A 15,387-nucleotide genomic window follows, 5' to 3' on the forward strand; every position below is an offset into this window, starting at 1 on the left:
TTTAAAATTTAACCTCTACAGGTTTATCAGCACCTTCTACAGACTTGAAGTATGGTTTCTCTTTATACTCACCTAAAAACATTGAGTTAGGAAATCTCAGTACATAGTTATTATAATCCTGTACGCTCTCGTTGTAACGCGTACGTACAGTTTGTATAGTATTCTCCGTAGAAGCAAGCTCATCCTGTAGTTTAAGGAAGTTTTGATTTGCCTTAAGTTCAGGATATTTCTCAACCGTAACGTTTCCGATAAGTTTATTTACAGACCCCATTAGATTAGCTTGTGCCCTGCTGAATGCCTCAAGTTGTTCAGGTGTTGCATCTGCAGCATTTACCTGTACCGATGTCGCTTTACTTCTTGCTTCGATAACTTCTACAAGCGTGCTTTTTTCAAAGTTCGCAGCTCCTTTAACCGTTTCTACAAGGTTACCTATAAGATCATTACGACGCTGGTAAGCTGTTTCAACATTACCCCATGCGCTTCCTACTGCCTGGCTTTTACCTAAAGCCCCATTCTTAATTCCCATTGCCCAAAAAAAGCCAATTATTACAATCACTGCAATAATAATTACGGGGATAATCCATTTTTTCATGTTCGTTTGTTTTAAAGTTCGTTTTTAAGATTTATCAAATTGGTTTTAATAGCTTCTAATTTACTGATAATTTCGAATTTATCGAGTGTTTTTTTCTGTCCTTCCTTCAGGTGTACTTTAGCACCTTCAAGCGTAAAGCCGCGCTCTTTTACCAAGTGGTAAATAAGCTGCAGGTTCTTTACATCCTCAGGTGTGAACATACGGTTGCCCTTGGCGTTTTTCTTTGGCTTAAGCACGTCAAATTCCTTATCCCAAAAACGGATAAGCGAGGCATTTACATTAAATGCTTTTGCGAGTTCTCCTATACTGTAGTATCTTTTTTCAGGCAGTTCTAAATGCATTAGTCAAGCGATTGGTTTTCCTGGTTAGCTAATTTAGAAATTAAAATGTATTCTTTTGCAGAAATATTTCCATAATAGAAATTCAGAGGGTTAACCACCTCTCCGTTCTTATGCACTTCATAATGAAGGTGGGGCGCTTCGCTTCGGCCTGTACTTCCTACATAACCTATAATATCTCCCCTTTTTACTTTTTGGCCCGCCTTAGCCTTAAATCGGCTCATGTGTCCGTACAGGGTTTCGTAACCAAAACCATGACGTATCACAACGCGGTTCCCATAACCGGAAAGCCTGTTATCTGCAGCAGTCACAACACCATCGCCTGTGGCAAATATTGGTGTGCCTGTACGGGCAGAAAAATCCATTCCTGCATGGAATTTACGAATCTTGGTAAAAGGGTCACTCCTGTATCCGAAACCCGACGCCATCTGGCGAAGGTCTTCGTTCTTTACCGGCTGTATAGCAGGGATAGATGCCAGTAGTTTCTCTTTATCTTTTGCCAGCTTGGCTATCTCATCAAGTGATTTTGACTGTATTACCAGTTCTTTGGATATAACATCAAGACGCTTTGTAGTCCCTATCACGAGTTCTGAATTGTCAAATCCTTCAAGATCCTTATAGCGGTTAACCCCGCCAAAGCCCGCTTTGCGCTGCTCGTCGGATATGGGCGAAGCATTGAAATAAGCGCGGTAAAGGTCATTATCACGGTCTTCGACATCTTCCAGCGCCTCATCGATAAGATCCATCTTGTGGTTTAGTATCTCATAACGAATCTTCATATTCTCAATTTCACGTGCCTGTAATTTGTCCTTTGGCGTTTCAAAAAAAGGTGTGTTAAGAAGTGCCACAAAACAAAGGAACCCAAAAAGCGCCGATGAGAATAAAAACAACAGGAGTACCCCTATTTTTTTACCCCTCATGGGTTTAATGATTCTGTATGCTAAGTTTTCTGCGTCGTAATAATATTTTACCTTCGCCATGTCTTAAATTATTCTATTTTTGCACCTTAGGTAAAATGCCGGAGGAGCTATAGTACATAAACGAACAAATGTAGTAAATGTTACGGTTTTAGCACCACTTTTAAGGCAACGCCTGCGAATAAACACTAAATAAAATTTCTGCCCGCATATGAAATCCCAGGATGTAAGAAAACAATTCTTAGAATTCTTCAAAGAGAAAGGCCATCTTATCGTGCCTTCTGCTCCTATTGTTACTAAAGACGACCCAACGCTTATGTTCAACAACTCGGGTATGGCGCAGTTCAAGGAATATTTCCTTGGCAACGGCACACCTAAGAGCAAGCGTATTGCCGACACCCAGAAATGCCTTCGTGTTTCGGGTAAGCACAACGACCTGGAAGATGTAGGTTTTGACACGTACCACCACACCATGTTCGAGATGCTTGGCAACTGGAGCTTTGGCGATTATTTTAAGAGGGAAGCCATTAACTGGGCATGGGAATTACTGACTGAAGTTTATAAAATACCAAAAGACATTCTTTATGTGAGTGTTTTTGAAGGAAGCCCTGAAGAAAACGTTCCGTTTGACCAGGAGGCTTTCGACATATGGAAAGAACTTATCGACGAAGACCGCATCATTCTTGGTAACAAGAAAGACAACTTTTGGGAGATGGGCGACCAGGGACCATGTGGGCCATGTTCAGAAATTCACGTAGACATCCGTTCTGCTGAAGAGAAAGCGCTGGTATCCGGAAAATCATTGGTAAACAATGACCACCCACAGGTTGTAGAGATATGGAACAACGTATTCATGGAGTTTAACCGTAAGGCTGATGGCTCACTGGAAAAACTTCCTGCACAGCATGTAGATACCGGAATGGGCTTTGAGCGTCTTTGCATGGTACTTCAGAATGTGACTTCTAACTATGATACGGATGTTTTCACTCCGCTAATCGAAAAGATCGAAGCCCTTACAGGAGCTAAATATACTATCAAGGCAGCTAATGATGCCGAAGAGAAAACCAATATCGCTATCCGTGTAATTGCTGACCACGTGCGTGCTGTAGCTTTTGCTATTGCCGACGGACAGCTGCCATCAAACGGTGGTGCCGGATATGTAATCCGCAGGATATTAAGGAGAGCTATCCGTTACGGATTTACCTTCCTGAACAAAAAAGAGCCGTTCATCAATGAGCTTGTAGCTGTACTGGCTGCACAGATGGGTGAATTCTTCCCTGAGATCAAATCACAGCAGTCGCTAGTGACTAATGTTATCCGTGAAGAGGAAGCATCGTTCCTTAGAACATTGGATCAGGGATTACAACTACTTGAAAATGTAGTTTCACAAACTGAAGGTAAAGAAGTATCCGGAGCAAAAGCATTTGAGCTTTATGACACCTTTGGATTCCCTGAAGACTTAACAGCACTTATCCTTAAAGAAAAAGGACTGTCGTATGACAAAGCCGGTTTTGATGCTGAGCTTTTAATCCAGAAAACACGCTCACGTGCAGCTTCTGAAGTAGCTACCGATGACTGGGTTTTATTAGCTGAAGGAAACATCGAAACTTTTGTTGGTTACGACCAAACGGCAAACGAAGTAAAAATTACCCGTTACCGTAAAGTGGACTCTAAAAAAGATGGTATACTTTACCAGATAGTACTTGACAACACACCTTTCTACCCTGAAGGTGGTGGTCAGGTAGGTGACAAAGGTGCGTTAGTTTCGGCTAATGAAACTATCGAGATCCTTGACACTAAAAAAGAGAATAACCTTATACTACATATCGCTAAAAAGCTTCCTGAAAACGTAAACGGTACATTTACCGCCAAAGTGAACGAGAAACTAAGAAGTGATTCTGCAAGCAATCACTCGGCAACACACTTATTGCATCAGGCATTGAGAGCCGTTCTTGGCACTCACGTGGAGCAAAAAGGATCGTTGGTAAGCCCTAATTATCTTCGTTTTGACTTCTCTCACTTCTCTAAAGTTACCGATGAGGAACTTAAGCAGGTGGAAGATTTTGTAAACGCAAGAATCCAGGAACACCTTCCGCTTATTGAACGCAGAAGCATACCTTTCAAACAGGCCGTTGAAGAAGGTGCTATGGCATTGTTTGGCGAGAAATATGGCGATAATGTACGTGCAATCAAATTTGGCGAAAGCATGGAGCTTTGCGGTGGTATCCACGTTAGCAATACTGCCGATATATGGTACTTTAAAATTACCAGCGAAGGCGCAGTTGCAGCGGGTATCCGCAGGATTGAAGCCATTACTAACGAAGCTGTAAAAGCCTACTTTGCAACGCAGGAGAAAGAACTTGAAGAAATCAATGCAGCCCTTAAGAATCCACAGGACACCCTTAAGGCAGTAGCATCACTTCAGGATGAGAATGCAAAACTTAAAAAACAGCTTGAGGCATTGCTTCGCGATAAGGCTAAAAACCTTAAAGGGGAACTTGCTACTGAGCTTAAAGAAATAAATGGCGTTCAGTTCCTTGCCAAACAAGTTGACCTTGACGCTAATGGCGCTAAAGACCTTGCTTATGAGCTTGGAACGCTTGGAACTAATCTTTTCCTTGTATTGGCAACTGCCGAAGAAGGCAAACCGATGCTTACCTGTTACATATCTAAAGAGCTTGTTGCTGAAAAAGGCCTAAATGCCGGTCAGGTAGTGCGTGATCTGGGTAAATTCATCCAGGGCGGCGGCGGCGGACAGCCATTCTTTGCTACCGCAGGTGGTAAGAACGCTGCAGGAATAAATGAGGCATTAAATGCTGCTGAAAGTTTTATAAAATAAATTTTCGACCATAAGTAAAAGGGTTGCAACGCTTTGTAAAAAAAAGCATTGCAACCCTTATTATTTTCTTTGAAGCCGTCGAACTTTTACTACATTTGCCGCCAATTTAAACCAATTATTACAAATGAAAAAAGTTCTTGCAATGGCTGCTATAGCCTTATTTATGATGACTTCGTGTTCTGATGATTCTTCAGATGCTACTAACAACGGTAACGATACTGTTTTAGTAAAAAAAATGATTGAAACTATAAGCGGGGAATCAACTACTTACACCCTAACTTATGACGGAAATAAACTTTTAAGTCTTGTATCTGATAATGATACACATACAGATTTTACTTATGCTAACGACCTTCTTGTAAAAGAAGAATCTTTTAATGGTACTGAAACTTATTACAAGTTACTTTATCAATATGATTCAAACAAAAAACTTACTTCCAGCATAGAATTTTCATTATATATGGATACTATCTACGCAACAAAGAATGTTTATACATATAACAGCAATGGCACTATTACAGTTACAGTATATACTGGTGATGAAAATGCTCAAACCGATTTAGACGGAACAGGTATTGTTACATTAATAAATGGAAATATTACCAAATATATCTTTACACCTACCGAATCATCAGCAGAAATAACAACATCAACTTTTGATACTAAAAATTCACCTTTCAAAAATGTATTTGCAGAAGATGTTATGACTTTAGCGGTGCTTGAGGGAGGAAATAATAATATCCTTACAAATAATAGAGGAGATGGTCAGTCTTTTAGATACGAATATATCTATAATGATGCAGGATACCCAACAAAAGAAACTAGTTTTTGGGATGGCATTTTAGAGTATGAAACACAATACTTCTACGAATAATAGTATTCAGATTACTTAAAAAAGAAAACCCAAACATTTAGTGTTTGGGTTTTCTTTTTTAAGTTTACATTCTAATTTTTCAGTAATGCAGTTCAGTACTCCTATACCCATCGCTAAGAGCAACACCCCTATCGATTATAATTCTAAAATTGTGTCGTTAGGCTCATGTTTTGCAGTTAATATCGGGCAAAAGCTGGACTACTTTAAATTAAGGAATACGACCAATCCGCTTGGGATATTGTTCCATCCTTTGGCATTGGAAAAGCTCATTGAGTTCGCATTACAAAACAAGAAATTTACAGCTTCTGATATCTTTCAGCAAAATGACCTGTGGCATTGTTTCGATGCACACTCCGACCTGAGCCATCCGGATAAAAATGTATTGCTTAAAAATCTTAATGAAGCTTGTTCATTGGCGAATGCCAAATTAAAAGAAGCTACACATCTTATCATAACATTAGGCACAGCCTGGGTTTACAGGAATACAGCATCAGGAAATCTTGTTGCCAATTGCCATAAGGTTCCGCAAAAAGAATTCACTAAAGAATTGCTTTCGCCCGAAGCCATCAAACAAAGCCTTGATAGTATCATTGCGATGGTAACAGAAGCAAATCCTAAACTCAATTTGATATTTACTGTTTCGCCGGTACGCCATATAAAAGACGGCTTTACCGAAAACCAATGGAGCAAAGCCAATCTTATTTCGGCACTACACCAAACCATAAACAACAAACAACAAACGATAAACTACTTTCCCTCCTACGAAATAATGATGGACGAACTTCGCGATTACCGCTTTTATACCGAAGACATGATACATCCGTCGCCCATTGCTGTAGATTATATATGGGAACGCTTTACAGCGGCTTATATCACCCCGGATGCTCAGGAAACAATGAAGTTGACAGATAGTATACAAAAAAGCTTGTCACACCGCCCTTTCAATGCCGATACTGATCAGCACAAACAGTTTTTATCAAAACTGAGCGATAAGATCTTGCTGCTTCAAAAGCAACATTCGCATATTACATTTTAAGTCAACAATAACAGAGTGCTTTACAAATTCTCCTTATATTTAAAATAAAAAATGGTACGCAAAATACTACTTGGCATAATTGCGATAGCACTGACAATGCTGGCTTTCCATTACTGCGAATTTAAAAAGAAAGATACTTCAACCATAGAAGAAACAGCCTTAATACAGGAGCAGTTGCGCAATGTAAGAAAGCTGGTAGTCACCGAAGGGCATTACTCGGAAGTGCTGACCTTTAAAGACCAGCAGAAATATTTCCTGATTCCTTTTGAAAAGAAGGCCTTAGTTATTGTCAATGCCGATGTTACGGTTAGCTACGATTTGAGCAAAGTAGAGTATGATATTGACGAGCCGAATAAAACCATTACCATAAAAAACATTCCGAAAGAAGAGATAAAGATCAGTCCTGACCTAAAATTCTATGATGTTCAGCAAAGCACCTTTAATGAGTTCTCCCATGAAGATTACAATAAAATCAACAAACAGGTAAAAGAAAGCCTGCGCAATAAAATAGAAAAGTCGACACTTAAGTCTAATGCGCAGAACAGGCTCATAAGTGAGCTTTCTAAAATACTGATACTAACCAACACTATGGGATGGAAATTGCAATACAATGGTGAAACGGTAAACAACCAGACTATCGACGTATTGCTTTAAAACAAAAAAAGAGCGCTCACGCGCTCTTTACTAATTAAGAAACTTTCTCTTTTTCAAAGATAAGCTCTAATCCGCCATCAATAAGATGCGCCACTTCAGGGCGTTTTGTCTTAACGGCATCCAGGTGCGGCATAACTTGTTGCAACAGCTCCTGATTATTATTTTTATGTGCCTGCTCAGCAATTTCTACCGAAAGCAGCCAGTCATTTCCATGTTTTTCTTTTACAGAAGCAAACGCATCTGCCAGACTGATTGTTGCCGGTTTACCTTCGCGGATATTTCTAACGTTCAGGTATAAGCCTTCCAGCTCTTCCCTCTCGACAGATTTTACTGCCTTAATGGTTTTACTCGATGGCACATGCGTAACAAGGTCAAAGCTATTTACATCTGCCGGGCCCGAGAACGCCGAAACCACTTTTTTACCTACAGCCATGTCATAGATCCCCCATTCCGGCTGGAACAATACAGTATCTCCATGGGTAACTGTACAGTCTTTAAAACTGATGATAATAATCTTACCCTGTATATTTCTTGTCCCTGTGATGATTTCACCACTTACGGTAATATTACCTTCAAATTCAAGCGTAACACGTTTACCTTCATAAATATCATAAGCCATCAGGTCACGTGGACTCATATCTTCCACCGAAAGGTTAATGCCTTTCAGTTTTCCAACCGGGCTTCCGAAACCTTCAGCATGGTATGATGTACCATGGCCTACAAGCTCTTTTTCCCTATATGACAATGCAGTCTTACCGGTAGTCTGGATATAGATCGGCTTTCCTCCGTTTTCAATCACATTAGTAAATACACCCGAAACCTGTACACCTGTACTAAGTTCAATAGTACCCAGCGCTTTAGATTTTATCAGTTTCAGCACACCGCTAAGGCCACCTGTACGAAGGGCCATTTTATTGGCAAATTCTTCAAGCACAAGGCTTAGGTATGCGAAATCTGGCGTTACAAAAAGCTGCGGTTGGGGCTTGGTGATATCAAATCCCTGACAAGCAGCATCAATAGTATAAGGTACTTTCTTAACGTTATCGGTCATGCACCATGCACTTTCTCCAATAGATGAAAGCAACCCAGCGCCATATATTTTAGGATCTTCTACTGTTCCTATAAGGCCATACTCAACCGTCCACCAGTGCAGGTTACGGATAAGTGCCATTTCAGATGGCTCTACAACCTCATTCTGAAGTTCGTCAACACGTTTTTCAATCGCATCGATTTCGCTTTGAGGTGTACCTTCTGCTTCTTTTAATATAGACAGAAGCCTGATAGCTTCATATATTTCGTAATCTCTTGCTGAAGAAATCGCTTTACAACCTATCTCCCCGAAACGCCTTAAGTATTCGGCATACTCCGGGTTAGCAATAATTGGTGCATGCCCTGCTCCTTCGTGAATGATATCCGGAGCGGGAGTATATTCAATATGCTCTAACTGGCGTATATCTGAAGCTATAACCAGTACGTTATACGCCTGGAATTCCATGAATGCATTTGGCGGAATAAAACCATCTACCGCTACGGCAGCCCAGCCTATTTCCTGCAATATCCTGTTCATGCCATACATGCTTGGGATATTATCTACCTCAATACCCGTTTTTTTAAGCCCGTCAAGATATGAGCTATGTGCTACCCTGCTCAGGTAATCAACATTTTTGCGCATAACATAGCGCCATACTGCCTGATTTATAGGCGTATAATCGTTATAATCCTGTGGCTTGATAAATTGCTTTAAGTGCTTTGGCAATCTGTCTATCAGCGGGTTTGTTTCAATAGGTGTATTCATAGTGTAGAGAACAATATTTACAAGGTAAAATTACGAATTTCTCATATAATATTATTAAAACGTAAAATATATATTTTTATCACTCCTGTTTTTAGCCGCATGTTAAAAATAAGTCATCCCTTATAAAAAGCAAAGCCACGGCTTTTGGCCGTGGCTAACAGAAACAAAGTAATAATTGAAATAACAATTGATTAAAACAGTATTTATACAACGCAGCTTAACATTCTTTTATTATATATTTTCTTAAAAAAATAAAAAAGCCTGTTACTACTAACAGGCTTCATTAAGCATTAAAAATTTATTTTTTCTTCTTCTCTTTCTTTTCCTTTTGTTGCTGCGGAGGGAACTGCTTCAGTATTTCTGAAACAAATTCCTTGATACGTGCCTGTTTCTCATTTCGATCAAGTGTAAGCACTCCAGTACCAACACCCTGCCATACAAGCTCTTTTTTAGTGGCATCTATAACATCAATAAAAAGTGTCCCTTCTGTAGAGGTACTTACCGTAGTATAACCTCCGCCCCAGTAAGGTCCCCAGCCATATCCATACCCGTAGCCCCAATAGCCTCCGTATCCCCATTGGTTTACGTCGACTTCTTTACTTGCACGGGTAAAAAAGTTTATAAGGAAAGCGGGATTATCACTTTTTGTAAACCCTTTATTCTGCATTTCTGCTTCTATAGCATTCAGTATCCTTTTTTTATCAAGGTCTGATATCTCTGCTTTTTCAATTCCCTGTCCAAAAAAACCATAGGTAGTATACTTGTTGAAATCGGTTGAGTCATCATAATCCGAGTTCACCTGTATAGCATCACAGGAAACAGCCAAAATAGCCGTGACAAACAATAACGATAGCAATTTTACGGTCTTCATAATTTTAAAAGTTAAGGGTTCATAGCAATGTGAACTGCGCTGATAATTAACTTTCGCAATTATCTAACCCAGCAACGCGTCGTCAACGATATTAGGCAGCGTAACTTTTAATAAAGGCTGAACTTCCATGGCTCTTTTTATTGCAAAAACAGCCTCTTCATTCCTTGCCCAGCTACGTCTTGCGATTCCGTTATTAACATCCCAGAAAAGCATTGATTCTAAACGTCTTGACGCCTCCTGAGAACCATCAAGAACCATACCAAATCCGCCGTTAATAACTTCACCCCAGCCTACACCTCCACCGTTATGAATGCTTACCCAGGTTGCCCCACGGAAGCTGTCTCCAATAACGTTATGAATGGCCATATCAGCTGTAAAGCGTGAGCCATCATAAATATTTGATGTTTCACGGTACGGAGAATCAGTACCCGACACATCGTGATGGTCACGTCCAAGCACCACTGTACCTATCTCGCCTTTAGCGATTGCCTTATTGAATGCTTCAGCAATGTTTATCCTTCCCTGAGCATCGGCATATAATATACGTGCCTGAGAACCCACAACAAGTTTATTCTCCTGTGCACCCTGTATCCATTTAATATTATCCTGCATCTGCTGTTTTATTTCAGCAGGTGCTGTTTTTGCCATTTCTTCCAATATTGACGCAGCAATTGCGTCGGTCTTGGCCAAATCTTCCGGCTTGCCTGAAGCACATACCCAACGGAACGGCCCAAATCCATAATCAAAACACATTGGCCCCATGATATCCTGTACATAACTAGGATATTTAAAATCAATACCGTTCGCCGCCATAATATCCGCTCCTGCACGTGATGCTTCTAAAAGGAATGCATTGCCGTAATCAAAGAAATAAGTTCCTTTAGCAGTGTGTTTATTGATAGCCGCAGCCTGTCTGCGTAATGATTCCTGTACTTTTTCTTTGAAAAGCTCAGGATTTTCAGCCATCATTGTATTAGATTCTTCTAATGACAGCCCTACCGGATAGTAACCTCCTGCCCACGGATTGTGAAGCGATGTCTGGTCACTGCCCAGGTCTACATATATATTTTGCTTATCGAATGCTTCCCATACCTCTACCACGTTACCCTGGTAAGCTATAGAAACCACTTCTTTATTGGCTTTTGCCAATTCAACTCTTTTAACAAGCGCATCAATATCTGTGATCACTTCATCAACCCATCCCTGAGAATGGCGTGTATGTACCGCTTTAGGATTAACCTCGGCACATACCGTGATACAGCCTGCGATATTTCCTGCTTTTGGCTGAGCACCACTCATACCACCAAGACCTGAAGTAATAAACACCTTACCTTCAAGGCCTTCTCCATTCTTAGCTATTTTTCTTCCACCGTTCAGTACAGTTATCGTGGTACCATGTACAATTCCCTGCGGACCTATATACATATAACTACCAGCAGTCATTTGCCCGTATTGCGATACACCAAGCGCATTGAATTTCTCCCAATCGTCCGGTTTAGAATAATTAGGAATCATCATACCATTGGTAACTACAACCCTTGGTGCTTCTTGATGTGAAGGGAATAATCCCATAGGGTGGCCTGAATACATAACCAATGTTTGCTCATCGGTCATTTCGCTCAGGTATTTCATGGTAAGCCTGTACTGAGCCCAGTTAGAGAACACGGCACCGTTACCTCCATAAGTAATCAGTTCGTGTGGATGTTGCGCAACCGCATAATCCAGGTTATTCTGGATCATCAGCATGATGGCTTTAGCCTGGGTCGATTTACCCGGGTACTCATCAATAGGCCTTGCATACATTTTATAATCAGGACGAAGGCGGTACATATAAATACGCCCGTATTTTTCAAGTTCCTTGGTAAATTCTTTAACCAGCTCAGCATGATCCTTAGCTTCAAAATAGCGAAGCGCATTGCGCAACGCCAACTTTTTCTCATCGGCAGTTAAAATTTCTTTACGTTTTGGAGCATGGTTTATATCCGTTTCATACGGCTTAACCGCTGGTAAAACCGAAGGAATCCCTTCCTGAATCTGTTCCTGAAATGTCATATATTTAGTTTTCAGTCGCAGTCGCAGTTTTCAGTTTTATACAGCACTTATTGCTGAGACTGTAAACTGAGACTGTAAACTATTTTTTAAATGTTCCTGTTTTCTTGTCGTATCCGTACGGGCAATGACGGCATCCGCTTTTACAGCAGTGTCCGCGTTTTAAATGAAATTTTTCGGTAAAGACCTTGTAACCTTCCGGCGAAAGATAATAATCTTCGCCTTCGATTAATTTATTTTCAGAATTTTGCCCCGTCATACGCGCAAATTTATGAACTTTACATTTAATGATACTAATTGCATCTAAATATTTAATCCCTAAAGGGTATACCGCCATGGCGCTTTTACCTTTTATCCTGCTACGTGATAAAAGAATGAAAGATAACCATACGCTCATCAATCACGAACGCATTCACCTTCGCCAACAGGCGGAAATGCTCATTCTGCCCTTCTATTTGTGGTATATAACCGAATATTTTATCCTTCTGATTATGTATCGCAACAAAAAAGAGGCCTATTACAATATAAGCTTCGAACGTGAGGCGTATAGCAATGACCGAAACCTTAATTACCTAAATGACAGAGGTTTTTGGAATTTCATAAAATACCTGCATCAAAAAAAGTAATTATTCAATTCTAAGATATCATTTCACAAAAAAATATACATTTGTTACACCAAACACTATAACAAAACAATTATGCAAATCAACTTCCTGGCTATACTTGTAGCCGCATTATCGACATTGCCTGTCGGGTTCATCTGGTATAACCCCAAGGTATTCGGAACTATCTGGATGAACGAAACCGGAATGACCGAAGAGAAGGCTAAAGGTGCTAATATGTTCAAAGTATTTGGACTTACTATCCTTTTCTCTTTCATGATTGCTTTTATACTTGAATTTCTGGTTATTCACCAGTTTGGTGCATCAGGAATGGTTGGCGGGCCGGGAGCTGCTAATATCAAGCCATCTTATGCTGCATTCATGGCCGATTACGGAACCGCTTACAGAACATTTAAGCATGGTGCGCTTCACGGATTTATGACCGGACTGTTTCTGGCATTACCTCTAGTTGGTATCAATTCACTTTTCGAAAGAAAAAGCTGGAAATACATCCTGATCAATGGTGGCTACTTCATTGTTTGCTTTACTATTATGGGTGGTATTATTTGCGCCTGGGAAAACTAAATACTATCATGATAAATCTCCTTCGGGAGATTTATTGTTTTATAATACTATTTAACCGGACGTTACAACAAAATAATCTGGACTTCGTAACAAAACTGCATAACGCTCGTCCTTCATAAATTTGCAGCATCGCTCACTATTGCAGCCAATACTATCTCATTGAAACCTGATTTATCATTTCGTATCTATACCTCTTCGGCATCATTGCCTGAAGGCTGGAATACTATTGCCCAAAAGAATATTTTCCTTTCAGCTGATTACCTTGCCATTCTTGAAAAAGCCGCTCCCGAGAATATGGAATGTCATTTTGTTGGCCTGTTTAAAGCTGAGAAACTTTGCGGTATCGCATTGGCACAGTATATTAACCTTTGGGACATAAATACGTTTGCAGAAGAAAAGAAAAACTTTTGCCTGAAGGATTACGTTTTCAGGAAATTCTCATCGCATATATTGGTAATTGGCAATAATACGCTTACGGGTCAAAACGCGTATATTTTAGACGAAACTATTCGTGAAGCTGAAGCGCTGCAACTGCTGCAAGAAGCATTGCAACAGTTAAAGCGCGAATACAGGAAAAAGTGCATATATATTAATCTGCTGGCTATGAAAGACTTTAACAGCAGTGAGCTTCCTGACTTTAAAGCTTCAGGTTATAAAGGATATTATGAGTTCTGTACCCAGCCCAACATGATTTTTGATATTAAGAAAGAATGGCTATCGATTGATGATTATCTGGTCGACCTTACTACCAAATACCGCACTCAATATAATCGTGCACGTAAAAAAGCGGAAGGAGTTGCGAAAAGAAAGCTTACGCTTAAAGAAATAAACCTTCATCAAAAAAGGATACACGAACTGTATATGACGGTTGCCAAAAATGCGTCTTTTAATACCTTTCATTTACCCGAAGATCATTTTGAGGTTTTCAAGCAGCAATTACAAGACAACTTTTTCTTTTACGGTTATTTCCTGAATGATGAACTTGTTGGTTTTAATACTCTTATCCGTAATGGCAGTGATATGGACACTTATTTTTTGGGTTATGATGACACTATCCAAAAGGAGAAAATGCTATACCTTAACATGCTCTATGATATGATAGGATACGCAATCAAAAAACAGTTTAAGCATGTAATTTTCGCGCGATCAGCAATGGAAATAAAAAGCTCAGTAGGCGCCAAAGCCGAAAAGGTTTATGGGATTATTAAGCACACAAATCCTCTGATAAACCTATTCATGGCAAAGCTATTCCCATATTTCGATCCAAAAATTGAATGGAAAGAGCGAAATCCGTTTAAATAATTACGGAACTGCTACACGCATCTGGCGGTGCAGTATCTTGATTTCAAGACGTTCTTCCTCTCCGCAATATTCACCATCTATCTGGAAACTGACAGGTTTATTGGTAGTTATCAGGGCTTCTTCAGCTGAGATGATTTCGACATCTTCTACACTGTCTACAGGCATGTTACCCGCAAGTATTTTTCCGATAAGAAAAATATTAAGACTTTTTAATATTACGATCTCAAATTTGCCATCATCCATTACACCTACAGGATTTATAGTAACTCCGGTGCCGTATTTTTGGGTATTGGCTATCACTACCATTCTCGCTTCAGTAGTAAGAGTAATGCCATTTGCCCTGATAGTTACTTCAAAAGGATCGTCGAGGTCGGTAAGTGTATTAATTGCCTGTAGCCCGTACCCTAATTTCCCTCTAATTGTACTGCCTTCATAATTACGGATAAGTTCTGCATTGACACCTATATCACTTAAATGCAGGCTTTTGTTTCCATTTATTGACACCATATCCATTTCCATGACAGAATCGCCAAAGGCAATATCAAGATTCTCCTTAAGGTCGACAGATAGTTTTAGGTCTACCGAAAGACCATTTGCCGATCCGGCAGGAAGAACGCCAATAATAACATCATTCTGTTCTACGGCTTCTGCTACCATTTTTATAGTACCATCGCCTCCGGCTACAAGTATGCGTTCCGGCTTATGTTCTTCATATAATTTGTGAATTGCTGTTTCGTCATCCTCTCCGGTGGTCTCAAACACTATAAGCTCAACACCTTTTCCCTGCGCATACTGTGTGGAAATATCAACCAGTTCGGTCTTATCATTTCCTCCGGCGATAGGATTAACAACCAATAAACATTTCTTTAAGGAATCCATCTTACTTTTTTTACTAAATTTAGATAAATTGAAATACGAAACTCTTATCAAATT

At 39.9% G+C, this 15,387-nt stretch carries 15 protein-coding genes; 7 read left to right on the plus strand and 8 right to left on the minus strand.

All coding sequences use genetic code 11. From position 1 onward, the window contains the following. Window position 1: 1 nt before the first annotated feature. The 3 genes from ACX0HA_RS05515 to ACX0HA_RS05525 are packed head-to-tail and all read right to left on the minus strand — an operon-like array spanning window position 2 to window position 1,910. Window positions 2-592, minus strand: coding sequence for a LemA family protein (locus ACX0HA_RS05515; protein WP_458844271.1), 591 nt, complete (start codon window positions 590-592; stop codon window positions 2-4). Window positions 593-603: 11 nt separating this feature from the next. Next, window positions 604-933: a MerR family transcriptional regulator gene (locus ACX0HA_RS05520; protein WP_458844272.1), complete on the minus strand. Its 330-nt coding sequence runs from the start codon at window positions 931-933 to the stop codon at window positions 604-606. Next, window positions 933-1,910, minus strand: a complete 978-nt coding sequence (locus ACX0HA_RS05525) for a M23 family metallopeptidase (RefSeq protein ID WP_458844273.1) — start codon at window positions 1,908-1,910, stop codon at window positions 933-935. The genes ACX0HA_RS05520 and ACX0HA_RS05525 overlap by 1 nt, the downstream gene beginning before the upstream one ends. Window positions 1,911-2,058: 148 nt before the next feature. Between ACX0HA_RS05525 and alaS the strand changes: the two genes are divergently transcribed. The 4 genes from alaS to ACX0HA_RS05545 all read left to right on the plus strand — a co-directional run bounded on the left by alaS (window position 2,059) and on the right by ACX0HA_RS05545 (window position 7,250). Next, window positions 2,059-4,686 carry an alanine--tRNA ligase gene (gene alaS / locus ACX0HA_RS05530; RefSeq protein ID WP_458844274.1) on the plus strand — a complete coding sequence of 876 codons (2,628 nt, stop codon included), beginning with the start codon at window positions 2,059-2,061 and terminating at the stop codon, window positions 4,684-4,686. 124 nt (window positions 4,687-4,810) lie between these two features. Then, window positions 4,811-5,560: a hypothetical protein gene (locus ACX0HA_RS05535; protein ID WP_458844275.1), complete on the plus strand. Its 750-nt coding sequence runs from the start codon at window positions 4,811-4,813 to the stop codon at window positions 5,558-5,560. Window positions 5,561-5,645: 85 nt separating this feature from the next. Then, the gene (locus ACX0HA_RS05540) at window positions 5,646-6,596 is read left to right on the plus strand and encodes a GSCFA domain-containing protein (protein WP_458844276.1); all 951 of its coding nucleotides are present in this window, start codon (window positions 5,646-5,648) and stop codon (window positions 6,594-6,596) included. Between the two features lie 51 nt (window positions 6,597-6,647). Then, complete coding sequence (locus tag ACX0HA_RS05545) at window positions 6,648-7,250, plus strand: DUF4230 domain-containing protein (protein WP_458844277.1); 603 nt, start codon at window positions 6,648-6,650, stop codon at window positions 7,248-7,250. A gap of 34 nt (window positions 7,251-7,284) precedes the next feature. On the opposite strand, the gene ACX0HA_RS05550 is transcribed toward ACX0HA_RS05545, so the two are convergent. The 4 genes from ACX0HA_RS05550 to ACX0HA_RS05565 form a co-directional block, all read right to left on the minus strand. Further along, a complete protein-coding gene (locus ACX0HA_RS05550; protein ID WP_458844278.1) occupies window positions 7,285-9,045 on the minus strand; it encodes an aromatic amino acid hydroxylase in 1,761 nt (586 codons plus the stop codon). Between the two features lie 298 nt (window positions 9,046-9,343). Further along, window positions 9,344-9,916 (minus strand): DUF4136 domain-containing protein, encoded by a 573-nt coding sequence (locus tag ACX0HA_RS05555; protein WP_458844279.1) that lies wholly within the window; start codon window positions 9,914-9,916, stop codon window positions 9,344-9,346. 63 nt (window positions 9,917-9,979) lie between these two features. After that, on the minus strand, window positions 9,980-11,968 hold the full coding sequence (locus ACX0HA_RS05560; RefSeq protein ID WP_458844280.1) for a urocanate hydratase: 1,989 nt from the start codon (window positions 11,966-11,968) through the stop codon (window positions 9,980-9,982). A 79-nt stretch (window positions 11,969-12,047) separates the two neighbouring features. Next, a complete protein-coding gene (locus tag ACX0HA_RS05565; protein WP_458844281.1) occupies window positions 12,048-12,224 on the minus strand; it encodes a DUF5522 domain-containing protein in 177 nt (58 codons plus the stop codon). Window positions 12,225-12,252: 28 nt separating this feature from the next. Between ACX0HA_RS05565 and ACX0HA_RS05570 the strand changes: the two genes are divergently transcribed. The 3 genes from ACX0HA_RS05570 (at window position 12,253) to ACX0HA_RS05580 (ending at window position 14,454) form a co-directional block, all read left to right on the plus strand. Continuing rightward, entirely contained in the window at window positions 12,253-12,591 is a 339-nt protein-coding gene (locus ACX0HA_RS05570; RefSeq protein ID WP_458844282.1) for a hypothetical protein, read from the plus strand. Window positions 12,592-12,663: 72 nt separating this feature from the next. Then, a complete protein-coding gene (locus ACX0HA_RS05575) occupies window positions 12,664-13,152 on the plus strand; it encodes a DUF1761 domain-containing protein (protein WP_458844283.1) in 489 nt (162 codons plus the stop codon). A gap of 159 nt (window positions 13,153-13,311) precedes the next feature. Then, window positions 13,312-14,454 (plus strand): 8-amino-7-oxononanoate synthase, encoded by a 1,143-nt coding sequence (locus ACX0HA_RS05580; RefSeq protein ID WP_458844284.1) that lies wholly within the window; start codon window positions 13,312-13,314, stop codon window positions 14,452-14,454. Here ACX0HA_RS05580 and ACX0HA_RS05585 read toward each other — a convergent pair whose 3' ends face one another. Next, a complete protein-coding gene (locus tag ACX0HA_RS05585; protein ID WP_458844285.1) occupies window positions 14,455-15,333 on the minus strand; it encodes a diacylglycerol/lipid kinase family protein in 879 nt (292 codons plus the stop codon). Window positions 15,334-15,387 lie beyond the last annotated feature (54 nt).

It is taken from the genome of Flavobacterium hauense (assembly GCF_054457175.1).